Origin of the sequence: Streptomyces sp. NPDC006510 (assembly GCF_040611955.1) — a bacterium.
In the GTDB taxonomy this organism is placed as follows: Bacteria; Actinomycetota; Actinomycetes; order Streptomycetales; family Streptomycetaceae; genus Streptomyces.
The window spans coordinates 58,781-83,261 of the sequence record NZ_JBEXPH010000003.1 but is presented as its reverse complement, the minus strand read 5'-3'; the positions used below and the strand labels follow the sequence as shown (position 1 = coordinate 83,261).

Annotated in this window: 23 protein-coding genes; 12 read left to right on the top strand and 11 right to left on the bottom strand. The window is 70.7% G+C overall.

Annotated elements, in window-relative coordinates; genetic code table 11:
* Positions 1-46: 46 nt before the first annotated feature.
* Positions 47-1,603, top strand: coding sequence for an ABC transporter substrate-binding protein (locus ABZY11_RS02250; protein ID WP_356477288.1), 1,557 nt, complete (start codon positions 47-49; stop codon positions 1,601-1,603).
* Between the two features lie 64 nt (positions 1,604-1,667).
* On the opposite strand, the gene ABZY11_RS02245 is transcribed toward ABZY11_RS02250, so the two are convergent.
* The 4 genes from ABZY11_RS02245 to ABZY11_RS02230 form a co-directional block, all read right to left on the bottom strand.
* The gene (locus ABZY11_RS02245; RefSeq protein WP_356477287.1) at positions 1,668-2,414 is read right to left on the bottom strand and encodes a TetR family transcriptional regulator; all 747 of its coding nucleotides are present in this window, start codon (positions 2,412-2,414) and stop codon (positions 1,668-1,670) included.
* A gap of 23 nt (positions 2,415-2,437) precedes the next feature.
* Positions 2,438-2,872 carry a DCC1-like thiol-disulfide oxidoreductase family protein gene (locus tag ABZY11_RS02240; RefSeq protein ID WP_356477286.1) on the bottom strand — a complete coding sequence of 145 codons (435 nt, stop codon included), beginning with the start codon at positions 2,870-2,872 and terminating at the stop codon, positions 2,438-2,440.
* 5 nt (positions 2,873-2,877) lie between these two features.
* Positions 2,878-3,309, bottom strand: coding sequence for a hypothetical protein (locus tag ABZY11_RS02235; protein ID WP_356477285.1), 432 nt, complete (start codon positions 3,307-3,309; stop codon positions 2,878-2,880).
* A 67-nt stretch (positions 3,310-3,376) separates the two neighbouring features.
* Positions 3,377-4,603, bottom strand: coding sequence for an MFS transporter (locus ABZY11_RS02230; protein ID WP_356477284.1), 1,227 nt, complete (start codon positions 4,601-4,603; stop codon positions 3,377-3,379).
* An 88-nt stretch (positions 4,604-4,691) separates the two neighbouring features.
* Between ABZY11_RS02230 and ABZY11_RS02225 the strand changes: the two genes are divergently transcribed.
* Positions 4,692-5,201 carry a MarR family transcriptional regulator gene (locus ABZY11_RS02225; RefSeq protein ID WP_356477283.1) on the top strand — a complete coding sequence of 170 codons (510 nt, stop codon included), beginning with the start codon at positions 4,692-4,694 and terminating at the stop codon, positions 5,199-5,201.
* 117 nt (positions 5,202-5,318) lie between these two features.
* Here ABZY11_RS02225 and ABZY11_RS02220 read toward each other — a convergent pair whose 3' ends face one another.
* The 6 genes from ABZY11_RS02220 to ABZY11_RS02195 form a co-directional block, all read right to left on the bottom strand.
* Positions 5,319-5,921, bottom strand: coding sequence for a hypothetical protein (locus tag ABZY11_RS02220; RefSeq protein WP_356477282.1), 603 nt, complete (start codon positions 5,919-5,921; stop codon positions 5,319-5,321).
* Positions 5,922-6,101: 180 nt separating this feature from the next.
* Entirely contained in the window at positions 6,102-6,860 is a 759-nt protein-coding gene (locus tag ABZY11_RS02215) for a succinate dehydrogenase iron-sulfur subunit (RefSeq protein WP_356477281.1), read from the bottom strand.
* Positions 6,860-8,620, bottom strand: a complete 1,761-nt coding sequence (sdhA, locus tag ABZY11_RS02210; protein WP_356477280.1) for a succinate dehydrogenase flavoprotein subunit — start codon at positions 8,618-8,620, stop codon at positions 6,860-6,862. Before sdhA ends, ABZY11_RS02215 begins: the two co-directional genes overlap by 1 nt.
* Positions 8,621-8,649: 29 nt before the next feature.
* Positions 8,650-9,126: a succinate dehydrogenase hydrophobic membrane anchor subunit gene (locus ABZY11_RS02205; protein ID WP_356477279.1), complete on the bottom strand. Its 477-nt coding sequence runs from the start codon at positions 9,124-9,126 to the stop codon at positions 8,650-8,652.
* A 5-nt stretch (positions 9,127-9,131) separates the two neighbouring features.
* Positions 9,132-9,512, bottom strand: a complete 381-nt coding sequence (gene sdhC, locus ABZY11_RS02200; RefSeq protein ID WP_266689036.1) for a succinate dehydrogenase, cytochrome b556 subunit — start codon at positions 9,510-9,512, stop codon at positions 9,132-9,134.
* A gap of 206 nt (positions 9,513-9,718) precedes the next feature.
* A complete protein-coding gene (locus tag ABZY11_RS02195) occupies positions 9,719-10,249 on the bottom strand; it encodes a 2-oxo-4-hydroxy-4-carboxy-5-ureidoimidazoline decarboxylase (RefSeq protein ID WP_356477325.1) in 531 nt (176 codons plus the stop codon).
* A 300-nt stretch (positions 10,250-10,549) separates the two neighbouring features.
* Here ABZY11_RS02195 and ABZY11_RS02190 point away from each other — a divergent pair, with 300 nt between their 5' ends.
* The 5 genes from ABZY11_RS02190 (at position 10,550) to ABZY11_RS02170 (ending at position 15,923) form a co-directional block, all read left to right on the top strand.
* Entirely contained in the window at positions 10,550-12,157 is a 1,608-nt protein-coding gene (locus tag ABZY11_RS02190; protein WP_356477278.1) for a glycoside hydrolase family 20 protein, read from the top strand.
* A gap of 113 nt (positions 12,158-12,270) precedes the next feature.
* Positions 12,271-13,086, top strand: a complete 816-nt coding sequence (locus ABZY11_RS02185; protein WP_356477277.1) for a DUF4328 domain-containing protein — start codon at positions 12,271-12,273, stop codon at positions 13,084-13,086.
* Between the two features lie 117 nt (positions 13,087-13,203).
* On the top strand, positions 13,204-13,830 hold the full coding sequence (locus tag ABZY11_RS02180; RefSeq protein ID WP_356477276.1) for a hypothetical protein: 627 nt from the start codon (positions 13,204-13,206) through the stop codon (positions 13,828-13,830).
* A gap of 270 nt (positions 13,831-14,100) precedes the next feature.
* Complete coding sequence (locus ABZY11_RS02175) at positions 14,101-14,835, top strand: RNA polymerase sigma factor (protein WP_356477275.1); 735 nt, start codon at positions 14,101-14,103, stop codon at positions 14,833-14,835.
* A complete protein-coding gene (locus ABZY11_RS02170) occupies positions 14,835-15,923 on the top strand; it encodes a hypothetical protein (protein ID WP_356477274.1) in 1,089 nt (362 codons plus the stop codon). Before ABZY11_RS02175 ends, ABZY11_RS02170 begins: the two co-directional genes overlap by 1 nt.
* A gap of 235 nt (positions 15,924-16,158) precedes the next feature.
* Here the strand turns inward: ABZY11_RS02170 and ABZY11_RS02165 are convergent, their stop codons facing one another.
* Positions 16,159-17,076 carry a L,D-transpeptidase family protein gene (locus ABZY11_RS02165; RefSeq protein ID WP_356477273.1) on the bottom strand — a complete coding sequence of 306 codons (918 nt, stop codon included), beginning with the start codon at positions 17,074-17,076 and terminating at the stop codon, positions 16,159-16,161.
* Between the two features lie 230 nt (positions 17,077-17,306).
* Between ABZY11_RS02165 and ABZY11_RS02160 the strand changes: the two genes are divergently transcribed.
* The 5 genes from ABZY11_RS02160 (at position 17,307) to ABZY11_RS02140 (ending at position 24,461) form a co-directional block, all read left to right on the top strand.
* Entirely contained in the window at positions 17,307-18,887 is a 1,581-nt protein-coding gene (locus tag ABZY11_RS02160) for a methylmalonyl-CoA mutase family protein (RefSeq protein WP_356477272.1), read from the top strand.
* A gap of 89 nt (positions 18,888-18,976) precedes the next feature.
* A complete protein-coding gene (locus ABZY11_RS02155) occupies positions 18,977-19,588 on the top strand; it encodes a Uma2 family endonuclease (RefSeq protein ID WP_356477271.1) in 612 nt (203 codons plus the stop codon).
* A gap of 60 nt (positions 19,589-19,648) precedes the next feature.
* Entirely contained in the window at positions 19,649-20,314 is a 666-nt protein-coding gene (leuE, locus tag ABZY11_RS02150) for a leucine efflux protein LeuE (protein ID WP_356477270.1), read from the top strand.
* A 362-nt stretch (positions 20,315-20,676) separates the two neighbouring features.
* Positions 20,677-22,113 carry a hypothetical protein gene (locus ABZY11_RS02145; protein WP_356477269.1) on the top strand — a complete coding sequence of 479 codons (1,437 nt, stop codon included), beginning with the start codon at positions 20,677-20,679 and terminating at the stop codon, positions 22,111-22,113.
* Positions 22,110-24,461, top strand: coding sequence for a glycosyltransferase (locus tag ABZY11_RS02140; protein WP_356477268.1), 2,352 nt, complete (start codon positions 22,110-22,112; stop codon positions 24,459-24,461). The genes ABZY11_RS02145 and ABZY11_RS02140 overlap by 4 nt, the downstream gene beginning before the upstream one ends.
* The last annotated feature ends 20 nt before the right edge of the window (positions 24,462-24,481 follow it).

Below are 24,481 nucleotides of genomic sequence, written 5' to 3'. Positions count from 1 at the left end.
ATCTGAGCGCAACGCCGAGGTGGGGCTGGTAAGGGAGAGCACGTCAATGCGGTCGATCCGGCTACGGATTCTCGCGATTCTCGCGGTTTTGGCTATCGCAGGCGTCGTCGCCTGGCAGTTGCTTCCCTCCGACGAGGCGAACAAGGACCCGATCGCGGTCGGCACGACGGACGTGGTCACCTCGCTCGACCCGGCGGGTGCGTACGACGCGGGTTCCTGGGCGATGTACAGCAACATCTACCAGTCGCTCCTGACGTTCAAGTCCGGGGCGACCGTCCCCGAACCCGACGCGGCCGAGAGCTGCGGGTTCATAGGCCAGAAGCTCCAGACGTACCAGTGCAAACTGCGCGACGACCTGACCTTCTCCAGCGGCCGGAAGATCACGGCCGAGGACGTCAAGTACTCCATCGAGCGCATGATCAGCATCAAGACGGACGTCGGTCCGTGGGTGCTGTTCCCGAGCCTCAAGAACGTGGTGGCCGACGGCCGCACCATCACGTTCAACCTCTCCGCGCGTGACGCGACCTTCCCGCAGAAGCTCGCCACCGGAGCCGGTTCGATCGTCGACCGCGAGTCGTACCCGCCGAACAAGCTCCGCGCGGGGAACACGGCCGAAGGCTCGGGGCCGTACGTCCTGAAGTCCTACCGGCCGGGCGAGATGGCGGAGCTGATCCCCAACACCCGGTACCAGGGCGCGCTGAGCAGGACCGGTGTCCCGGTCACCGTGCACTACTACGAGAAGTCCAGCGAGCTCCAGGCCGCCTGGAAGGCCAAGCAGCTCGACGTCACCCACCGCGAACTGCCGCCGGCCACGCTCGCCGAGCTGAACCCCGGCGACCCCGACCTGCGCGTCACCGAGGCGGAGAGCGCCGAGATCCGCAATCTCGTCTTCAACGTCCGGCCGGGTTCGCCGCTGGCCGACAAGAAGGTCCGGCAGGCCATCGCCTGGACCATCGACCGCGGGCCGCTGGTGACCGACATCTACAAGAGCACGGTCGAGCCGCTCTACTCGCTGATCCCGCAGGGCTACATCGGGCACAGCACACCGTTCTTCGACGCCTACCCCACGCCCGACTCCGCGCGCGCCAAGAAGCTGATGCAGGAAGCCGGCGTCCAGACGCCGCTGCCCATCACCTTCGCCTACCGCGGCGGCAACGAGACGTACGCGAAGGAGACCGCGGAGCTCCGCCGCCAGCTGGAGGCCGACGGGCTGTTCAAGGTCACGGTCAAGTCCGTCGAGTGGACGAAGTTCCAGAAGGAGTACGCGGCCGGCAAGTACGACGCGTACACGATCGGCTGGCTCCCCGACTACCCGGACCCGGACACCTTCAGCCAGCCGCTGGTCGGCCGCAACAACAGCCTCCACAACGGCTACTCCAGCAAGAAGGTGGACAGCCTGATCAGCTCCACGCTCCAGTACGGCGACCGCGGGCGCACCTCGGCCGACTTCAAGGAGCTCCAGGCGCAGGTCGGCGAGGACGTGCCGCTGGTCCCGCTGTGGCAGAAGAAGGACTACGTGGTCAGCACGACGGACGTCTCCGGTTCGCAGTACCTCTCGGACGGCACCGGCCTCTGGCGGCTCTGGGAACTGAAGCGGATCTGACGGTCCGCCGGACAGGATGCGGGGCGGTCGGCCGGCACAGCCGGACGGCCGTCCCTTCGTCCTGTCAGGGCCTGTCCGGCCCCGAACCGCCGGACCGGTCCCGGCTCCGCGGCTTCGCGGTGCCGGGCAGGAACTCCTCCAGCACCTCGTGAACCTGCCGCACCAGCGGCCGCAGCACCCGGAACCGGGAGAGCGCGATGGCGCGGGCACCGATCGGGGCGGAGCGCTCGACCAGGCGGCGGCTGCGTTCGGTGTGCTCCGTCCGGTCGTACACCCAGTACAGCACCAGGCCCATCTGCATCAGCCACATCAACTGCGGCAGCAGCTCCGCCAGTTCGGGGTCGGTCTTGGTGTCGGATCCGGCCAGGCACCGCCGGTGGATGGAGATCGCCGCCTCGCGGGCCGCGACCGACTCCGCCGAGAACGGGCTGAGCGGGCTCTCCGGGTCGGCGGCGTTCTTGAAGAACTGGGCGGCGAAGCGGTGGTACGGCTCCGCCACGTCCAGCCAGGTGAGCAGGACCCCGCGCATGCGCACCGCCAGGTCCCGGTCGCCGTCCAGGACCGGCTGCACGGCCGCCGCGTGCTCGGCGGCGAGCCGGTCGTAGAAGCCCTGGACGAGGTGCTCCTTGTTCGTGAAGTAGTAGTAGGCGTTCCCCACGGAGACGCCGGCCTCCTGGGCGATGGCCCGCATCGTCGTCCTGTCGTAGCCGCGCTCCTGGAAGAGCCGGAGCGCCGTTTCGAGGATGAGTGTGCGGGTCTGCTCGCTCTTGGGAGCCTTGACTTCCTTCACGTCCTTCGCTTCCTTCACCACAGTCCCGAGGGTATCCGTCGGGGTCAGCCCTCGGATCCGGGGACCGTACAGGCACCGTCCCCGCCCCGCTCGCCGCACGGCGGAGCGGTCAGGGACCGGTACTTCGCGGCGGCGAGCACGGTGGCGCGGGCGAACGGGCGGCCCGCCGGGGTGGTCAGCCAGTGCGCCCGGGGACGGTGCTCGGCCAGCGCCCAGAGGCAGACGATCCACGCGGAGGTCCCGCGGTAGAGCTGCCCCCGGTCGCCGACCACCGTGATCTCGTCCAGGGTTCCGGCGTGGTCGAGCCCGGGGAAGCGGCGGCGCGCCTCCTCGGAGGCCGCCGGGACGAGGTCGAGCGGGACGAGCTGACGCTGCTTCATCAGCCACTGCCGCAGATGGCGGCAGAGCGGGCACCGCGCGTCGTACAGCACCGTGAGGCGTTCGACGGCGAGCCGCTGCCCGCCGGGTCCGTCCGGCACGGCGCTCAGGCCCTCGGGGCGGGCGCCGCCCACGGGCCGTGGCCCGGTCCCGTCCAGCCCTGCGGGGCCACCGGCGGGATCTGCTCACGCTCCATCAGACCGCGGCGGCGGATCTTGTTGAGCACATAGACATTGCCGAGGTGCAGCACGCCGAGGACGAGCAGGACGACGCCGAGCTTCACCGACAGCGCCTCGAAGAGCCCGCGGGCGTCGGCGACGCCGTCGGAGTTCCTCAGGTAGAGGGTGACGAAGCCCAGGTTGACCAGGTAGAAGCCGACCACCAGCAGATGGTTGACGGCATCGGCGAGCTTCTCGTTCCCGTGCAGCACATCGGCGAGGAACACCTTGCCGTTGCGGCTGAGCGTGCGCGCGACCCAGACGGTCAGCGCCACGCTGATCAGCAGGTAGATGACATACGCGACAACAGTGAGGTCCATGCCCCACCCTCCCTTGAACGCGTTCAAAAGCTGTTGTCATGGACTGTAGACCCGTATTTGAACATGTTCAAGCCGGGGCTCCGGCGGCTTGTTCCGGCTGCTTGCCGGGTGCCCCGAAGCGCCGTACGCCCGGCACCGCCGCCGTCCCCAGGCAGGCCGCGCCGACCGCCACCGCGGCGATGGCCAGGGGTACTTCGGCGCCCCAGGCCGAGGCGGCGAGCGGGGCCAGGGCGTAGCCGAGCGGCATCGCGCCGAGGGAGAGCAGCCAGTCGTACGAGGTCACCCGGGCCAGCGCGTGTGCCGGTACGGCGGACTGGACCGAGGTCTCCCAGACCGGGCCGAGGAAGCCGAGCCCCGCCTGGGCGACGCCGTACGCGGCGATGGTGAGCCCGACGGGCGCGTGGGCGGCCAGCAGGCCGAGTGGCAGGGCGTAACTGGCGAGGCCCAGGTTGGCCACCAGGATCGGGCGGCGGGGGCGGGCCCGGCCGGCCAGCAGGGAGCCGAGGAGCAGGCCCACCGCGCCGGTCTGGAGCAGGGCGACCCAGACGCCCTTGCCGCCCAGCTCCCGGACGAAGAGTGCCGGGCCGACCGTCATCAGGACGGCTGCCGCGCCGTTCCAGACGGCGTGCGCGATCAGGCTCGTCCAGTACCAGTCACGGCTGCGGACCTCGCTCCAGCCCTCCTTGAGGTCGGTGAGCAGCGAACGCCGGGGGATGGGGACGTGCCGGACCTCGACGGCGGACAGCAGTGCGGCGCTCACCGCGAAACTGGCGCCGTCCAGCACGAAGGCCCAGCCCGCACCCGCGGTGAGGATCAGCGCACCGGCGAGGGCCGGCCCGCCGAGCCGGGTGGCGCTGGCGACGACCGCCATCAGGGAGTTGGCGCGCAGCAGCCCGGACTCCGCCACGGTGCCGCGGATCAGCGGCGACACGGTCGGCATCGCGAACGCCCCGGCGGCGCCGCCGATCGCCTCGGCGAGCGCGATCTGCCAGAGCGCGGGGGAGCCGCCGAGCAGCTCCGCGCCGACGAAGAGCTGGGTCGCGCACCGTACGAGATCCGTGGTGAGCGCGACCGTGCGGGCGTTGAAACGGTCGCCCACAACGCCGCCCAGCGGCAGCAGGAGCAGCTTGGGGACCATCGCGCAGCCCAGGACGAGGGCGAGCGCCCCGGTCGAGCCGGTGGCCAGGTAGACGGCCAGGGAGAGGGCGGTGGGGATGACGGCGTCACCGAGGAGCGAGAGGGTGCGGCCGATGAAGAGCAGGCGGAAGGCGCGCGTGCGCAAGGGGTGCGGCATGCACGAGAATCTATTTCGGTACCGAACTATTCGTCAACGAAATATCAGGTTCCGAAGTGTGGCTGGAGGCCCGGCGTACGCTTTCCCCATGGAGCGACGTGACTGGACCGACGGACATGTGGAGCGCTGGAAGCCCGTCCTTCCCGGCCTCGACCCCGATATCGAGGGCGCGGTGACCCGCATGAAGAAACTCTCCGTCCATCTGCGCCGGGTACGCGAACAGTCGCTGGTCGACTTCGACCTGGACCGCCAGGAGTTCGACACGCTCCACAAACTGGCCGGACGCGGCGGGAAGGCGGCCCCCTCCGAACTCGCCGCCGACCTGGACCTCGCGCCCGCCTCCGTCACCGGTCGGCTGGACGCACTCGAACGGCGCGGCTTCGTCCGCCGCACGCCCTCCACCACCGACCGCCGACGGGTCGACGTGGAACTCACCGACGAGGGCCGCTCGACCTGGCTGGGTGCGATGGACGTCCTCGGCCACGAGGAGTACCGACTGCTCGGCGTCCTCGACCAGGACGAACGCAGGCTGCTCAACGACATGTTGCGGCGCGTCATGGTGGTCGCCGAGGACCGGGGCAACGCCGACTGGGACTGAGCCCCGGGCGCTCAGCGGCTGCTCGGGTGCTGTCGGCGCCGCCTGCCGCGCCGTCGGAGCCGGTGACGGCGTGGTCGGCCGGCTCCGCCCGCAGCTCGTCGGGGTCGTGAATGACCGTCAGATGCTCATCGCACGAGCCGTGTTGAGCTGCGCCGTCACCATGGGGAAGGTGTCCGGGCCGACCGCCGGGATCATCGTCGAGTGGTGCCGCCCGCCGCTGGTCACCGAGACCTGGACGAAGCCGGTCGTCTGCTTCTCCTTCATCAGGAGGAACAGCAGACCGACCAGACAGAACAGCGCGAAGACGATCGCGAGCACGATCGCCACCGTCGGGATCTTCTCCTCGGTGCGGGTCAGATCCGTGGCCGTCCACACCGCGCCCTTGAGCGGCATCGGACCGGCCGGAGTCACGATCTGGTCCTGCATGACGGCGATGTCACCGAACACCAGGACCGGCATACCGGCCCCGGGCTGGCCGCCCGGCTGCTGCGGGAAGCCGTGACCGGGCATGGTCGGCTGGGCCGCGACGCCCTGGGGGTAGCCGTAGCCGGGACCGGGCTGGACCGCGGACTCGGGCAGCGGCTGAGGGTAGCCGTACGCCGGGGCGCCGCCCGGCCCGGGGTGTCCCGCGCCGCCCGCGACGGTGGGCGGACTGCCCGGCTGCTGGGGCGCCGGCCCCCACTTGTATGAGTCGTCCGCGTACGGATTCGGATCGCTCAACGTTCCCCGCTCTCGATCAAGCCTGCGCGCACCGGGCCCTGCTGCGCCGGTGGCGGCGAACCGGTGCCCGGTTCCGCATGACCGTACCGTCCGGACCCGGACGGCGCAGCAAGAGGCCCCGTTCTCCGCAGAGTTCCTGCGGAGAACGGGGCCCGGATGCGTCCGAAGCGCCGGTGGCGGTCAGAAGCGGCGCGTGATCAGCGCCCGCTTGACCTCCTGGATCGCCTTGGTGACCTCGATGCCACGGGGGCAGGCGTCCGTGCAGTTGAAGGTGGTGCGGCAACGCCACACACCGTCACGGTCGTTGAGGATCTCCAGGCGCTGCTCGCCGCCCTCGTCGCGCGAGTCGAAGATGAAGCGGTGCGCGTTGACGATCGCCGCCGGGCCGAAGTACTGGCCGTCGTTCCAGAACACCGGGCACGAGGACGTGCACGCGGCGCAGAGGATGCACTTGGTGGTGTCGTCGAAGCGCTCGCGGTCCTCGGCGGACTGCAGCCGCTCACGGGTCGGCTCGTTCCCCTTGGTGATGAGGAAGGGCATGACATCGCGGTACGCCTGGAAGAACGGGTCCATGTCGACCACGAGGTCCTTGAGGACCGTGAGGCCCTTGATGGCCTCGACCGTGATCGGCTTCTCCGGGTTGATGTCCTTGATCAGCGTCTTGCAGGCGAGCCTGTTCTTGCCGTTGATCCGCATCGCGTCGGAGCCGCAGATGCCGTGCGCGCAGGAGCGACGGAAGGTCAGGGTGCCGTCCGTCTCCCACTTGATCTTGTGAAGGGCGTCGAGCACACGCTCCTTCGGGTCGATCGAGATCTGGAAGTCCTGCCACTGGACCTCGTCGGAGACCTCGGGGTTGAAGCGGCGGATCCGGAGGGTGACCGTGATGTACGGGGAGGCGGTGGACTCGGCCTCGACCTTGTCCAGAATCGGGGTTGCCATCAGTACTTACGCTCCATCGGCTGGTAGCGGGTCTGGACGACCGGCTTGTAGTCGAGCCGGATCGACTCGGTGCCGTCGGCCGAGACCTCGCGGTACGCCATGGTGTGGCGCATGAAGTTGACGTCGTCGCGGTTCGGGTAGTCCTCGCGGTAGTGACCGCCGCGGGACTCCTTGCGGGCCAGCGCGGAGGTCGCCATGACCTCGGCCAGGTCGAGCAGGTTGCCCAGCTCGACGGCCTCCAGGAGGTCCGTGTTGAACCGCTTGCCCTTGTCCTGGATGGACACATCGAGGTAGCGCTTGCGTAGCTCGGCGATCTTGTCGACGGCGGTCTTGATGGTCTGCTCGGTGCGGAACACCATCACATTGGCGTCCATGCACTCCTGCAGCTCCTGACGGATCGTCGCGACCCGCTCGGTGCCCGTCGAGTTGCGCAGCCGCTCGATCTGCTCCTCGACCATCTGCGCCGGGTTCTCGGGAAGCTCGACGAAGTCGTTCTTCACGGCGTACTCGGCGGCACCGATGCCCGAGCGGCGTCCGAAGACGTTGATGTCGAGCAGCGAGTTGGTGCCGAGGCGGTTGGCGCCGTGCACCGAGACGCACGCGACCTCGCCGGCGGCGTACAGGCCCGGGACGACGGTGGTGTTGTCGGCCAGCACCTCGCCCTCGACGTTGGTCGGGATGCCACCCATGGCGTAGTGCGCGGTCGGCTGGATCGGGATCGGGTCCGTGTAGGGCTCGATACCGAGGTACGTACGCGCGAACTCGGTGATGTCCGGGAGCTTGGCGTCCAGCTGCTCCGGCGGCAGGTGCGTGAGGTCGAGGTAGACGTGGTCGCCCTCGGGACCGCAGCCGCGGCCCTCACGGATCTCCGTGTAGATGGAGCGGGACACGACGTCACGGGACGCGAGGTCCTTCATGACCGGCGCGTACTTCTCCATGAAGCGCTCGCCGTCCTTGTTGCGGAGGATGCCGCCCTCACCGCGGGCGCCCTCCGTCAGCAGGATGCCCATGCGCCAGATGCCCGTCGGGTGGAACTGGAAGAACTCCATGTCCTCCAGCGGCAGCCCGCGCCGGTAGCAGGCAGCCTGGCCGTCACCGGTCAGGGTGTGCGCGTTGGACGTCACCTTGAAGAACTTGCCGGTGCCGCCGGAGGCGTAGATGACCGACTTCGCCTGGAAGACGTGGATCTCGCCGGTCGCCAGCTCGTACGCGACGACTCCTGCTGACTTCTTCAGCCCGGTCTCGGGGTCCTCCTGGAGCAGCTGGTCCAGGACGTAGAACTCGTTGAAGAACTCCACGCCCTCCTTGACGCAGTTCTGGTACAGCGTCTGGAGGATCATGTGGCCGGTGCGGTCCGCGGCGTAGCAGGACCGGCGGACCGGGGCCTCGCCGTGGCTGCGGGTGTGACCGCCGAAGCGGCGCTGGTCGATCCGGCCCTCGGGCGTCCGGTTGAACGGCAGGCCCATCTTCTCCAGGTCGAGGACGGCGTCGATGGCCTCCTTCGCCAGAATCTCGGCGGCGTCCTGGTCGACCAGGTAGTCACCGCCCTTGACGGTGTCGAAGGTGTGCCACTCCCAGTTGTCCTCCTCCACGTTGGCCAGCGCGGCGGCCATGCCGCCCTGCGCGGCGCCCGTGTGGGAGCGGGTGGGGTAGAGCTTCGTGAGCACGGCGGTACGGCTGCGCTTCGTGGACTCGATGGCCGCGCGCATGCCGGCGCCGCCGGCGCCGACGATGACGGTGTCGTACTTGTGGATCTGCATGATTTCCTCTGGTCCCTCTGGCCCGGCGCCTAGCGGATGTTCGGGTCGAAGGTGAAGATCACCAGCGTGCCCAGCAGGACGGTGAACACCGTGGCGGTGTACAGCAGCATCTTCAGCCAGAAACGGGTGTTCTCCCGTTCGGCGTAGTCGTTGATGACCGTACGGAGACCATTGGCGCCGTGCAGCATGGCCAGCCACAGCATCGCCAGGTCCCAGACCTGCCAGAACGGCGAGGCCCAGCGGCCCGCCACGAAGGCGAAGCCGATCTTGGAGACGCCGCCGTCCAGCACCAGCTGGATCAGCAGGTGGCCCAGGACCAGGACGACCAGGACGATGCCCGACAGGCGCATGAAGAGCCAGGCGTACATCTCGAAGTTGGTGCGCGAACCCTTGGGGGTCTTGCCGGTCCGCTTGCGCGGCGGCTCGATGACCGGGGCCGGGTTGTCGACGTCGTACAGGCCGACGCCCTCGACGGAGCCGATCGCGGCGGAGGACTCGGTGGACATTGGCCTCAGCTCCCGAATACTTCGCGTACGGCGTGGCCGAGGACCGGGTACAGGGCCCCGACCATCAGCACGACCCAGATACCCACGACCGACCAGAGCATCTGCTTCTGGTAGCGCGGGCCCTTGGCCCAGAAGTCCACGGCGACGATCCGGAGACCGTTCAGCGCGTGGAAGAGAATCGCGGCCACGAGGCCGTATTCGAGGAGCGCGACGATCGGCGTCTTGTACGTGGCCACGACCTCGTCGTAGGCCTCGGGGGAGACGCGGACGAGAGCGGTGTCCAGGACGTGTACGAACAGGAAGAAGAAAATGAGGACACCGGTGACTCGATGAGCCACCCAGGACCACATGCCTTCCCGGCCGCGGTACAGCGTTCCAGCCGGCACGGAAGAACCCTCCGGGAGCGGGGATTGGGGTCGGCCGGCTTGACTGTCGGTCTGACCCGGCCGGGTACGGTCCACCGGCCCCGGCCATCGTAGCGACGGTTTGTCGGTTCGTTCGCGCGGGGGCCCACGGTGTGATCAAAGTGGCAATCAAACAGGCACGGACGGGCTAGAAAAGGCTGCTGGCCGTCTCGGCCGAACCCGTTCCGTTATGAACCCGATACCAGCTCGATGATGCGGCCCCGGGCGAGTCGGCGCATCTCGTCCGCGGTGACCACCCGCTCCTGGTCGGGATCGTGGCCCAGCCGGGCCCGGATCCCGGCGAGCACCTGGTCCGGCTGTTCGGCCGGTCCGAAGCCGTCCAGGCAGATCACGAAGACATGGCCGAAGCGGCTCTCGTACGCGGCGTGCGCGGCCCGCAGCGCCAGATGGGCGGAGTGCGGCGCGGCGTGGTGCAGACCGGGGGAGAGCTCGGTGGCGAGCGCCTCGGCGAGGTCCGCCGGGGCCAGGTCGTAGCCCGCCTCGTCGGCCGCGGCCAGCAGCGCGTCCAGGTCGGGATAGGGGCGGTGGGCGGTCAGCCGCTGCGCCCAGCGGCGGCTGCCGCAGCAGTCCAGCAGGGCGGCCTCGGCCTCGGCGGGCGGCGCGGAGTTGAAGCGGTCGAGGCCCTGGGCGTGGGCCGGGACCTGCGCGGCGGCGGAACTCTGGACGGGTACGGCCGTCCGGGTGGCCGGTCGTCGCAGAGGCTCCGGGAGGCCGGCGTGGGACTCGCTGGACCTGGACAGCGTGGGGCTCCTCGAATCAACGGCATCTGTGACCCTGGAGCGGGAAGGGACGGATGGGACCAGGGCAGATGCAGGGTGAAGGGAGAGACGAATGTGCCTCAAAGCTAGCGAGGCGGGGCAACAGACGTCCGACGGATGCGCGAACTTCACCCGGACGGGAGAGTTTCGGATCGCCCGATGAACCGTAATCCAAGGAGAATGCCCGGCCGTCTCCCTGCTTCTGCCTCTTTTTCCGTAAATAACGGAGGTTTCTGACCGATGTCGCCCTCACATGGCGCTCTCGTGGCCGGTGCGGTCCTCACCGCGGCGGCCGCCGCGACGATCGCCGTCGTCGTCTGGCCGGAAGGCTCCGACAGCGGACTCGCCGGTCAGTCGTCGAACGCCCGCACCCCCGCGCCCTCCTCGGCCGCCCCCTCGCCGACCCGGAGCTATCCGCTCTCCACCGCCCCGCGCACCATCCCCGCCGTACGGGAGCACATCGCGGCCCGCGGGCCCGGCTGGCGCCCCGGCCCGGACGGCGGGGTCGTCGTCGCCGGCGCCAGCGGGACGCTCGCGGACGAAGGGCAGCTGCTGGCCAAGGAGCTGAAGATCCACTACCGGGGCGACGTCCCCGCCCGCGCCGGCGATGTGGAGCTGGCCCTCGCCCCGGGCAAGGGCGCCCCCGAGTCGTACACCCTCGACGTCCACGACGGGCGGGTCACGATCACCGGACCCGACCAGGCCGGTGTCTTCTACGGGACCCGCACGCTGAAGCAGTCGGTGCGCGCCGACGGCGGGATGCCGGAGGGCGAGGTGCGCGACCGCCCCGACCGGCCGCAGCGCGGCCTCAACCTCGACATCGCGCGCAAGCACTACACCGCCGCCTGGATCGAGGACCGGCTGCGCGAGATGGCCGACCTCAAGCTCAACCAGCTCGGCCTGCACTTCTCCGACGACCAGGCCTTCCGCATCCAGTCCGACACCCACCCCGAGGTGGTGTCGCCGGAGCACCTCACCAAGGCGGAGGTGCGGTCGATCCTCGGCCTCGCGGGCCGGCTGCACATCGAGGTCGTGCCGGAGATCGACTCCCCGGGGCATCTCGGCGCGGTGCTGCGGGCTCACCCCGACCTCCAGCTGCGCAATGTGTCGGGCACCCCCTCGCCCGGGTCGCTCGACATCTCCAACCCGGGCTCGGCCAAACTCATCGACGAACTCCTGCGCGAGTACACCGAGCTGTTCGGCGGTGCGTACTGGCATCTGGGCGCCGACGAGTACCTCGCGCTGATGGCGCGCGACCCGGCCGCCTCGTATCCGCAGCTCCAGCGTGCCGCCCAGCAGAAGTACGGAGCAGGGGCCGGCATCAAGGACCTGGCGACCGGCTGGCTGAACGACCGCGCGGCGGTGGTGCGGCCGCACGGCAAACGGCCCAAGGCGTGGAACGACGGCTTCTTCCGGGACGGCACCGTCCACGCCGACAAGGACATCGAGGTCGAGTACTGGACGGGCAAGGAGTACGGCGCCCGGCAGCCGGAGGAGTATCTGCGCGAGGGACGGCGCGTGGTGAACCTCAACGACGAGTTCCTCTATTACGTGCTCGGCCAGCCCAATCAGTTCGTCTACCCGACGGGCCGGCGGATCTACGAACAGTGGACCCCGCTCGTCCTGCGCGGCACCCGGCCGGTCCCGGCGCGCTACTCCGGCCAGATCCTCGGAGGCCGGTTCGCGGTCTGGGGCGACCTCCCGCGGGCACAGACCCCGGCGCAGGTGGCGCAGGGCATCCGGATGCCGTTGCGCGCGACCGCCCAGAAGCTGTGGGTTCCGGGCAAGCCGGCGCTGAGCTGGGACCGGTTCCGGGCACTGGCCGCACGGATCGACGGGGCGGGCTGAGCCGCATTCCCGTGGACAGCCGGGTGGCGTGGGGTTAGGTTCCGCATGCCGCGCGTTCCGGGGAGGGGCGCGCGTTCTCGCGTGCGCGCTCAGAATCCTGGGGGTTCCACTTCATGCTGTGCTCCACCTGCCGTCTCAGACCTCCGGTCACCGACGACGGACGCTGCCTGCTCTGTGCCGGTCCGGCCGGGGCGGCGGCCCCGATGCCGCCGGCCCCGGCCTTCTTCGCTCCGCAGCAGTACCTGCGTTCGCCCGAAGGGCTCGCGAAGGCCGTCGTCGTGCTGCTGACGGTCGTCGCCGTGGCGGATCTGCTCGCCGTGGCGGCGGGTATGAACGTCCGCCGGGTGCTGGTGGCCGGAATGACGGACGACTTCGCGACGTACGACGAGGCGGAGGCGACCCTCGCGGACAATCTGTCCGGGGCGGCGGGCGTGCTGCAGACCCTCGCGAGCCTGGCCACCGCGGTCGTCTTCATCATCTGGTTCCGGCGGGTACGGCTCAACGCCGAGGTGTTCGACCCGAGCATGCAGCCGATGCGGCCCGGCTGGGCCGTCGGCGCCTGGTTCGTCCCGGTCGCCAACCTGGTGCTGCCGCGCCGGATCGCGGGCGGCATCTGGACCGCGAGCGCCCAGACCAACACCGACGGCAGTTGGCGCTCGGTACCGGGCACCGTGATGAACCTGTGGTGGGGTACCTGGGTCTGCTCGCTGGTCACCTCCCAGTACGCGGCACGGCGGTCCTGGAAGGCCGAGCAGCCGCAGGAGCTCGTGGACACGGCGGGCCTGGTGGCCGCGACCGACGCCTTCGACATCGTGGCCGCGGTGTTCGCCATCCTCTTCGTGCGCAGGCTGACCCGGATGCAGGGGGAGCGGGCGGCCCTCGGGGGGTATCCGCTGGGCACCCAGGGTGCGGCGGGCCGCGCCCACTGAGCGATGCAATTCGGCCCTCCGTAGTGACGGTTTTGAGCCAATCGGCGCTGAACGCGGTACAGGAAGCGCCTCGTCCCCATGTGTGCGCGGACGGGGGCGTGCCGACGGGAGACGCCGATGAGCCTGCTGGAACTGATCGCCGCCGCCGACGAGCGGGGGCTCGCCGCGAGCGCGGTCGCCTGCCTCGACCGCTGCCTGCCGCAGCCCCTGGACGGAGCGGATCCGGATCCGCTCCGTCCGCTCTGGGCGGGGTGCGCGGACGCGTCGGTCTGGCCGGACCGCCTCGCGGAGGTCCGGGCGGCGCTGGACGCCGCGGCCGACGAGCAGGGCGCGGCCCCGCGGATCCGGAAGCTGCTGGACGAGGCGCCCGTGGACCGGGCGGCGCCGGGGCTGCGGGAGTGGGCCGACGCGTGCTCGCTGCTGGCCCTGGAGGTCCACCTCGGTCCGGCCACCGCGTCGGCCGCCGGTGCGGAGACGGTGCGGCGCTGCCGGGAGGACGATTTGGACGGGGCCGGTCCGTTGCCGGCCGGGGAGCTGCGCAGACAGATCCGGATCCTGGAGCTGCTGGCGGAGACCGCCGGCTCCTCGGCGGCGGGCGCCGGGCTGCGCCAGGTGCTGGACGTCTCGGCGGAGGGGCAGCGGGTGCTGCGCGCGGCGGTCTCGCGCCGGGCGCGCGGGCGGGGGCAGGGTCCGGAACCGGCCGGTGACCGGGGGCCGGCTCCGGCGGCGGATCACGCCGGGTGACGCGGACCGCGCCGGGTAACGAGGACGACCGGGGCCGCCACCCCCCACAGGAGAGGCCCCGGTCGTCTTCCGCGGGGCCGTAGGACGACCCCGTACTCCTCTCAGCGCCGTCACTGCGGTTTCTGTCACACCGACCCGTGTCCAAGGAATGTTGCGAGTTGTACAAGACATGGACGTGACCACCGACGAGGACGTAGCGTGCTGAGTCGCGCAGGGTGGCGCGGCAGTGATGACCAGCTGCGATTCGGGACAGCAGGGCAGGTTGAGGGAGTGCTGGGGGACGACGCGGAGCTCACTGCCGCGGTACTCGCGGCGCAGGACGGGGACGAGGACGCCTTCCGTACTGTGTACCGCGCTGTACAGCCGCGACTGCTGGGCTACATAAGGACATTGGTGGGGGAGCCGGACGCCGAGGACGTGGCGTCCGAGTCCTGGCTGCAGATAGCCCGTGACCTCGACCGGTTCAGCGGCGACGCCGACCGCTTCCGCGGCTGGGCGGCGCGCATAGCCCGCAACCGTGCGCTGGACCATCTGCGGATGCGCGGCAGGCGCCCCGCGATCGGCGGCGACGAGTCGGAACTGTCCGAGCGGCCGGCCGAGTCCGACACCGCCGACGAGGCGATGGAGGCCCTGGCCACCGGCCGCACGATGTCGCTCATCGCCCAGCTGCCGCAGGACCAGGCCGAGGCCGTGGTGCTGCGGGTGGTCGTGGGCCTGGACGCGAAGAGCGCCGCGCAGACGCTGGGCAAGCGTCCGGGGGCGGTACGCACCGCGGCGCACCGGGGCCTGAAACGGCTGGCCGAGCTGCTGCGTACGGACGGTCCCGACCCGGATGGCGGCGACGGTGACCCCGCAGCGGATCCGGCGGATCCGGCCGCCCCGCACCCGAGCGCGGGCCGGACGGCGGAACTCGACGCGGTGCCCGCCCAGCGCCCCGCCCGCAACGGCCTGACGGCGCCGGCCGGTGTGACGCATTCGCGTCCGTGGACGCAGAAGGACATGTGATGGCCGACGAGCAGTACGAATGGCTTGACAAGGACGCCGCGGAGAGATTGCTCCGCGGCGAGCCGGTCGACCCCGTCGCCGGTCAATCGTGCACGGACGCCGAGAGGCTCGTGGCCGCGCTGGACGCCGCCGCACGGTCCGCCCGCCCGGCCACCGGCGAACTGCCCGGCGAGGCCGCGGCGCTCGCCGCCTTCCGCACCGCCGGCCACTCCGCGCGTACGAGGACACGGGCGAACGCGCAGCCGAGGGCCGCCGCGGAGGGCCGGGCGGCCGGTGCCGAGGCGCTCGACCCGGTACGGATCGGGGCTGCCGCCGCCCCGTCCGCAGTCTCCGGCCGTACCCGCTCCGCGCGCTGGAGCAGACCCGTCCGCTTCGGCCTGGTCGCCTCCCTCGCGGGCTGTGCGCTCGGCGGGGTGGCCGTGGCGGCGGGGACCGGGATGCTGCCCGGACCGTTCGGCGGGAACACCCCCCTGCCCGCGTCCTCCGTCTCGGCCGCGGCGACGCCCGAGGAGCTGGGTTCCGGGCTCACCTCGGACGAGACCCCGCAGCCACCGTCGTCCGCCTCCCCGGGGACGGGCAGCACCAAGCCCCCCGCGGATCCCTCCGCCCCGACCGGTCACCCGGACCCCGGCAGATCGGGCGAGGCGAAGGAGCGGGGCGGCGGCAACCGGAAGCCCGGTGGCGCCGCGACCGGCTCCGCGGGCAGCGCCGAGAACGGCAAGCGGCCCGAGAACTCCGGGAACGACAGCTCCGGCGAGTGGTACGCCAAGGCGCTCAAGGCCTGCCGCGACTACCGCGACGGCACCCTGGACGAGAACCGCAGACGCATGCTCGAAGCGTTGGCGAAGGGGGCCCGCAACCTGGACCGGTACTGCGACCGCCTGATCGAGAGATCCGAGCAGGGCCAGAACAACCAGGGCGACGACGGCGACGACGAGGAGCAGGGCGACGACAACTCGAACCCGAGCAGCGGCTCCGGCGCGCCTTCGTCGGCCCGGTTCACCAACGGTGTGCGGCTTCCCTCGGTCCCGGTCTCCTTGACCCCCTCGGCCCGGCCCCCCGGCGTCGGCGCCGGTTCACCGAGCTGAGCGCAGCCGAGTGCGGCAGGCTTTTTTCGGCCCTTCACCGACAGGTGTGACGTTTTTCGAGCCCGTGACGCAGTACTGAGTGAGCCGACTGGTCATCGGCAGCGCACAGAGCCGGGGTTCCCCCCGTACCTACGGCTCAGCGCACATGGCGCGGGCGGGACACGTTCCCCCGGTCCCGTCCGCGCCCCTTCTCCTCCGGCCGCTCGGCCCGTCGGCCCCGACCGCCCTCTCGGCCCTATCCGTAGACCACGACCTTGTCGCCGTTCTTCACCTGGGCGAAGAGCGAGGCGATCTTTCCCTCGTCCCGGACATTGACGCAGCCGTGCGAGGCGCCGTTGTAGCCGCGGGCCGCGAAGTCCGCCGAGTAGTGCACCGCCTGGCCGCCGCTGAAGAACATCGCGTACGGCATGGCCGTGTGATAGATCGTCGACACGTGGTGGCGGGACTTCCAGTAGACCGAGAAGGTGCCCTCACGCGTCGGCGTGTACTGGGAGCCGAAGCGGACGTCCATCGACGACACGACGCGGCCGTCGATCATCCAGGACAGCGTCCGGCTGTTCTTGCTGATGCAGAGGACCCGGCCGGTCATGCAGCGCTTGTCCGGCTTGGCGACCGGCCGGGTGGTCGGCGGATTCAGCTCGGCAGCCGTCGGCTCGTGCGTCATGCCGAGCAGCTTCTGCCAGGTGAGGGTGTCCGCCCTGCCCGTACGGGAGAGGCCGCGCTTGCCCTGGAAGGACTGGACGGCGGCGACCGTGACGGTGCCGTAGTAGCCGGTGGGGCTGCGGTCGAAGTGGCCGATCTGCCGCAGCCGGGCCTGGAGTTCCCGCACCCGCTTGCCCTCGGAACCGCTCGCCATCAGCGTCGTGCCCTGCGGGTCGGGCTTCGGCGTGGGCGATGCGGTGGCCTTCGGCGACGACGCGGCGGGCGACGGCGGCCGGGAGGCGGGCTTGTCGTCGTCGGTGGCCGTGGCCCGCGGTGGTGCCGACGGGGTCGCCGGTGCGCTGCCGGTGGCCTGCGCCTTGCAGCCGGCCGTCGCGGCGGCGACGCTGAGGACGGCGAGCACCGCCGCGGCCCCCGCCCGCCCCCGTTTCGCGGTCCGGGCCGTGGCCCGTATCCCGGTCCGCGACGTGCTCCTGCTGGTGCTGTCCATCATCTCGGCCCCCTGCGTGTCCGGTGTCCCATTGGACGGATTCCCGCTCTGCCCGGTTGCCAAAGCCCGCGCATGATGGGGGGAGCGGTGACGAGCCCGCGGGCAGGGGCTGTGAGCAAGGTCCCAGCCCGTCCCCCTCCAACGGCCTCGCGCCCACCGCTACAGTCCGTCGCGGGAATCCGTGGTTACCAGCAAGTAGCTTTACTGAGCAGCTTCAGCGGGAGGCACAGCAGATGACGCGCGAGTCGGAGTCGGGACTGCCCATCGAACCGGTCTACGGGCCGGACGCGCTCGACGGCTGGAGCCCCGGCGAAAAGCTGGGGGAGCCGGGTGCCTACCCCTTCACGCGCGGTGTCTACCCCACGATGTATACCGGCCGGCCGTGGACGATGCGCCAGTACGCGGGTTTTGGTACGGCCACGGAATCCAACGCCCGCTACCAGCAGCTGATCGCCAACGGGACGACGGGCCTGTCCGTCGCCTTCGACCTGCCCACCCAGATGGGCCATGACTCGGACGCACCGATCGCGTCCGGCGAGGTCGGCAAGGTCGGGGTCGCGATCGACTCGATCGACGACATGCGGGTCCTGTTCGACGGGATCCCGCTGGACAAGGTCTCCACGTCCATGACGATCAACGCCCCGGCGGCACTGCTCCTGCTGCTGTACCAGCTGGTCGGCGAGGAGCAGGGCGTGCCGGCCGACCAGCTCACCGGCACCATCCAGAACGATGTGCTCAAGGAGTACATCGCGCGCGGCACGTACATCTTCCCGCCGGGGCCCTCGCTGCGGCTGATCGCCGACATCTTCAAGTACTGCCGGGCCGAGATCCCGAAGTGGAACACCATCTCGATCTCCGGCTACCACATGGCCGAGGCCGGGGCCTCGCCCGCGCAGGAGATCGCCTTCACCCTCGCCGACGGCATCGAGTACGTGCGTACCGCCGTCGCGGCCGGGATGGACGTCGACGACTTCGCGCCCCGTCTCTCCTTCTTCTTCGTCGCCCGCACGACGATCCTCGAAGAGGTCGCCAAGTTCCGCGCGGCCCGCCGGATCTGGGCCCGGGTGATGAAGGAGGAGTTCGGCGCGGAGAACCCCAAGTCGCTGATGCTGCGCTTCCACACCCAGACCGCGGGCGTCCAGCTCACCGCCCAGCAGCCCGAGGTCAACCTGGTGCGCGTCGCCGTGCAGGGCCTGGCCGCGGTCCTCGGCGGTACGCAGTCGCTGCACACCAACTCCTTCGACGAGGCGATCGCCCTCCCCACCGACAAGTCCGCCCGGCTGGCCCTGCGCACCCAGCAGGTCCTGGCGTACGAGACGGACGTCACCGCGACCGTCGACCCGTTCGCGGGGTCGTACGTCGTCGAGAGGATGACTGATGATGTCGAGGCCGCCGCGCTGGAACTGATGGCCAAGGTCGAGGACATGGGCGGCGCGGTCAGCGCGATCGAGCGTGGCTTCCAGAAGAGCGAGATCGAGCGCTCCGCGTACCGCATCGCCCTGGAGACCGACAGCGCGGAGCGCGTCGTGGTCGGCGTGAACCGCTTCCAGCTCGACGAGGAGGAGCCGTACGAGCCGCTCCGCGTCGACCCCGCGATCGAGGCCGAGCAGGCGGCCCGGCTGGCGGAGCTGCGCGCCGGACGCGACCAGGGCGCGGTGGACACCGCACTGGCCCGGCTGCGGAAGGCCGCCGAGGGCACGGACAACGTCCTGTACCCGATGAAGGAGGCGCTCAGGGCACGGGCGACGGTGGGGGAGGTCTGCGACGCGCTGCGCGAGGTGTGGGGGAGGTACGTGCCGTCGGACGCGTCCTGAAGGGGCGGCTACCCGCACAGGTGATTTCTCGCTGAATGTCCGCGCCCCTGGATAAGCTCATGAACGGTGGTCCCCGAAAGGAGGATGCCGTGGCCGTGATACAGCACGAGGAGCAGGTGCACGTGCAGGAACAGCCGGAGCTGACGCTCGGCGAGGCAGCCGACCAGCTCGCACGCTCGTTGCCTGGACATCGCGTGGAGATTCTCCAGGGGAGGCTCACTGCGACACCGCCGGCGGACGTATCGCACGCTCTGGCCCTGTCCTGGCTGAGTGAGGAGTTCGGTGCGCGGGCGCGCGCCGTGGGACTCGGACTCGTCCAGGGGGTCGGATCGTGGTTGCCCTCCGGGCCGGAGGACTACGCGATTCCTGACCTGCCGGTCGTCGAGGCCGACATCAAGGATGCCCATGTCATGAAGAACTGCTACGCCGCCCACGTCTTCCGTATGGTCGTGGAGGTGACCTCGACCAACCGGGCGGACGACCTCGGCCCCAAGGTCGAGGACTACGCCCAGGCGGGCATCCCGGTCTACGTGGTGGCCGATCGCAAGCACGACCAGGTGCTGCTCTGCACCGACCCCCGGGGCGGCGAGTACAGGAACAAGGCGCACCACAAGCGCGGGACCTCGTTCACCGTGCCGGACGTGGTCGGCGTCGAGATGAAGCTCTCCGTGGACCGCCTCCTCGACGGCGACGAGGACTGACCCGCGTCTTCCCGAAACCCCCTGGACGGAGTGTCGTACCCGCGTGCGACACTCCGTTTCATGCTGGGTGTCACCGATCTTCCGACCTATCTCGCCGGCCTGGTGCTGATCGTCCTGTTGCCGGGACCGAATTCGCTGTACGTGCTCTCCGTCGCCGCCCGGCGCGGGGTGCGGACCGGGTATGTGGCGGCGGCCGGGGTGTGGACCGGGGACACCGTGCTGATGACGCTGTCCGCGCTCGGGGCCTCGTCGTTGCTGCAGACGACACCAATGCTCTTCGCCGTCGTCAAGTTCGCCGGTGCGGGCTATCTGACCTGGCTGGCGATCGGCATGCTGCGGGCCGCGGTGACCATGTGGCGCGAGCGGCACCGGCGGATGGCCGAGCTGACCGAGGAGAGCGCCGGGCCCGCGGTCGCGGTGGCGATGGAGCGGCCGTACCGGCGGGCGCTGGTGGTCAGCCTCTTCAACCCGAAGGCGATCCTGTTCCTGATCTCGTTCTTCGTGCAGTTCGTCGATCCCGGCTACGCCTATCCGGCGCTTTCCTTCCTGCTGCTGGGCACCCTGCTGCAGATCGCCAGCTTCCTGTATCTGTCGATGCTCATATTCGGCGGCACCCGGCTGGCCGCGGTGTTCCGCCGCCGCAAGCGGCTGTCGGCGGGGGCCACTTCGGCGGCCGGTCTGCTCTTCCTCGGCTTCGCGGCGAAGCTCTCGCTCAGCAGCGTGTGACGCTCTGGCTCAGCAGCGTGTGACGCTCTGGCTCAGCAGCGTCCGACCGGGGTGAGTCCGAACCGGGTCAGGCACCGCACCGGGCCCCGGTTCGGGGTGCGCTGACAGGTGCCCGTACCTGCGGGGTCGGTGCGCAGTTTCCGGTACCGACAGGGCGAGTTCATCCGGCGGCCGCTCAGGTTTCTTAGCGTGTCGCGGAACCGAACACGCGCGCCGAGCATCCGCCCCGACGGCGCGGGGCTCCGTGCGCGCACCGGTGACCGCACACCCGGATTTGGAGCGCCATGAGAGAAGCCCGTACCCGTTGGCCACGGCAACGTGACGCGGCCCCGCCCGGGAGTGCCGCGTCGCAGCTCGCCTCCGTGACCCCGACCGACGTGGACGTGTGCCTGCGCGCCTGTGCCGCGCACAGCACCAAGCTGGTGGCGGGGCTCGACCGGCGGCGTACGGCACTCGCGGAGGCGCTGCGGCACCTGCTGGCCGTGCACGCCGCGGCGCAGCCCGCGGCATCCGCGGCCGCGTCCTCGATCCCGCTGATGCGGCGCGGGGGCAAGGCGGGGGCGGCCTCCGCCGCGGCCCTCGCCGACGAGCTGCTCGACCCGCTGCTCGCGGTCGGCAACAAGGCGCTGGACTGCGGGTACGAGGACGAGCTGAAGCTCGCGGTGCTCATCGGTGACACCGTGCTGACCCAGCGCAAGGGCTCGCGGGCCGGCTGGCGGCTGCGGGCCAGGACGCTGGAGGCGATGGGCGCGGAGACCGCGGCCATCGAGGCGTACGAGCGCTACCTCTCGTTCACCGAGGACGACGGCTTCGGCGTCGCGGCCAAGGTCGTCGGCCTGCGGCTGGGCGGGGAGCGGCAGGACGAGCTGCTGCGCGAACTGGAGCGGGCCCACCCCGGCGCCGCCGAGTTCGCCGCCCGGCCCGTCACCGAGTCCTGGGCCGAGGGCCTGGACCTCCGGGCGCGCGGCGACTGGGAGCGGGCGGAACCCCGGCTGGTCGGCGCCCTGCTCGCCCAGGAACGCTCCGGGGCCCCGGTCACCGAGATCCAGGACACCACGTCCCAGTACCTCGAACTGGCCATGGAGGAAGCCGGATCGGACCCGGGAGCGGTGGCCGGACTCACCCGGCTGGTCGCGCTCTACGCCGAACAACGCAGAAGCCGGATGCGCGGCCCGGTCGAGGACCCCACCTTCGGCGGTGTCGAGTGGACCACGGTCGGCGAGTTCCGCAACCGGATAGCGGGCCGGTCGATCTGCCTGATAGCCAACTCCCAACGCGTCGGCAGCAGTTCGATGGGCGCCGAGATCGACGGCTACGACCTGGTCGTCCGCTTCAACTCGTACCGGATCGACCCGGCGGCGACCGGACGGCGCACCGACATCCACGCCACCATCCACAAGCACGGGTTCAACTGGGACCAGAAGGTGCACACCCGGCTGGTCTTCGGCGGGGTCTCCGGCGACTGGAAGCACTCCCTGCGCAACCGCCTCGTCCCCGGCGCCCAGCAGTACCTGGGAGACGAGTCGCTGCGCTGGCCGCTGCGCGACATCGGGCGGGTCGGCGCCGACGTCTGGCCGGCCATCCCCACCACCGGGTTCAACATGCTGTGGCTCCTCGACCACCTGGACGTCAGCAGCCGGCTCGACCTGATCGGCTTCGACTTCTACGAGAGCGGCGCCTACCGCCTGCCCGGTGCGATGCGGATGCCCATCACCTCCGTGCACGAGTACACCAGCGAAAAGGCGTGGGTCATGGATCGCGCCCGGAGCGCCACCGACATGAGGATCCGACTGCGATGACGAAGCCCGCCACGCCCCCGTCCGCCACGGCTCTCCCCGTGTCGCCCGCGCCCGCGAACCCGCTCACCGGCAAGCGCCGGGTCGCCTTCGCGAGCTTCGTCGACGAGAACTACCTGCCCGGCTTCCTCGCCCTGCTGCGCAGCCTGGCCCTCTCCAACCCGGACGTCTGCGAGGACTTCCTCGTCCTGCACGACGGGCTGCGCCCCGCCTCCGTCGCGCAGATCCGGGCCCTGCACCCGCGCGTCGGCTTCCGCCGGGTCGACGCCGGGCACTACGACTCGTACGCCAAGGGCGACCAGGACAACTACCTGGTGCGCAAGGCCTACTTCATCCTCGACATCTTCCGGGTCCGCGACTACGACACCGTGATCACCCTGGACACCGACATGGTCGTCCTCGGCGACCTCGGTGAACTGCTCGCGCTGCGCGACGGACTGGCCGCCGTGCCGCAGTTCTTCTACGGGCAGCACAAGCTCAACAGCGGACTGCTGGTCATCCAGCGCGAGTATCTGAGCGACGCGTTCTGCGCCCGGCTCGACGAGGTCGGCCGGGCCGGCACGTACGAGCTCGACAAGCACGACCAGGGCATCCTCAACGCCGTGCTCGACGGCGACTTCGTCCAGCTCGACGCCCGCTACAACTTCGTCAAGCGGCGGCTCTCCGGCGACCTCCCGGTCCCCGAGTCGACCGCGATCCTGCACTTCACCGGGCGGCACAAGCCCTGGCAGGGCGGCGAGGCCGGTTACCGCGAGGCCGAGGACCGCTGGCACGAATTCGATCTGTCCGACGCCGAGTTCCACGCCGCGTACCTGGCGCTGCCCGGCGCCAAGCACCACGACCTGCTGGTCCACTACGGCACCCCGCACGTGCAGCGCACCGGTTCCCCCGAGGCCGCCCGCAAGGTCGCCGCCGCCCATATCGCGGCGGGCGAGTACCAGGAGGCGGCCGATCTGCTGGGCCGGGTCCGGATACCCGTCGACGAGTCCTGGCCGCACGAGGTGCTCGGCCACGCCCTGATGAGCGTCTCCCGCTACGAGGAGGCCCGCGCCCGGCTCCTGCTCGCCACCGCGGCGCCCAACCGGGCCGCGACCGCATTCGCCCGCCTCGCCCAGATCGCCTGGATCCACGGCGACGACGACACGGCGGCCGAGTACGCCCTGAAGGGCCTCGCGGTCGACCCCACCCACCGGGCCAACCGGCTGATGTACAAGCGCACCACGGACCTGACCGCGCCCGTGGAGGGCCCCGCCTCCGGCCAGCTCGCCCATGTCGCCTTCTACATGGAGCGCCAGGGCAACGCCGGGGACAAGCTGCTGCCCGAGAGCGTACGGCTGGCCTTCGGCCGGGACACCGGCCCGCAGCGCTGGCACTCGATCCACGCCCACCGGCTCTTCGACGAGGCCGCGCTGGAACGGGTCAACGAGCGCCGGGGCCTGGTCATCGGCGGCGGCGGCCTCTTCATCCCGGACACCGCGCCCAACGGCAACAGCGGCTGGCAGTGGAACGTCCCGGACGAACTCCTCGACCGGATCGACGTCCCCGTCATGGTCTACGCGGTCGGCTTCAACGCCTTCGACGGCCAGGCGTACGGGCACGGGCGGGACCGGTTCCTCTCCAGCCTGCGGGGGCTCGTCGAACGGGCCTCGTTCTTCGGGCTGCGCAACCACGGCTCCATCGAGAAGGTCCGGGAACTGCTGCCCGCCTCGCTCCACGACAGGGTGCGCTTCCAGCCCTGTCCGACGACGGTCACCCGGCAGCTGGTGGACGGCTGGACGGACCCGGTGCGCCGCGAGGACACCGTGCTGATCAACGCCGCCTACGACCGTTCCGGGCTCCGCTTCGGGCACGACTACGGGCACTTCCTGGGCGAGATGGCCACCGCGGTGCGGGAGCTCGGCAAGCGGGCCGAGGTGCACTGCGTCGCCCACTCGCTGGACGACGAGCGGATCGCCTTCGACCTGCGGCGCGAGCACGGCATCGCGCTGCCGGTGATCCCGATGTACGACTTCGGCAACGACGAGATCCGGGACACCTACGCCCGCACCAAGCTGGTCATCGGGATGCGCGGGCACGCGGGGATGATCCCGTTCGGCTGCGGTACGCCGATCATCAGCCTGATCTCGCACCCGAAGATGGCGTACTTCCTCTCCGACATCGACCGTCCGGAGTGGGGCATCTCGGTCCACGACCGGCACCTCGGGGCCCGGCTCGCCGAGCGGGCGGCCGGACTGCTCGACGACCACGCGGCGACGGTCGCCGATGTGCACGGCCGGCAGCAGGAACTCTGGAAGGTCACCGAGGCCAACGCGGCGGACCTGAGGGTGATCCAGGGCGGCGTACGCGGCTGACCGCACTGGGGGCGGGGCGG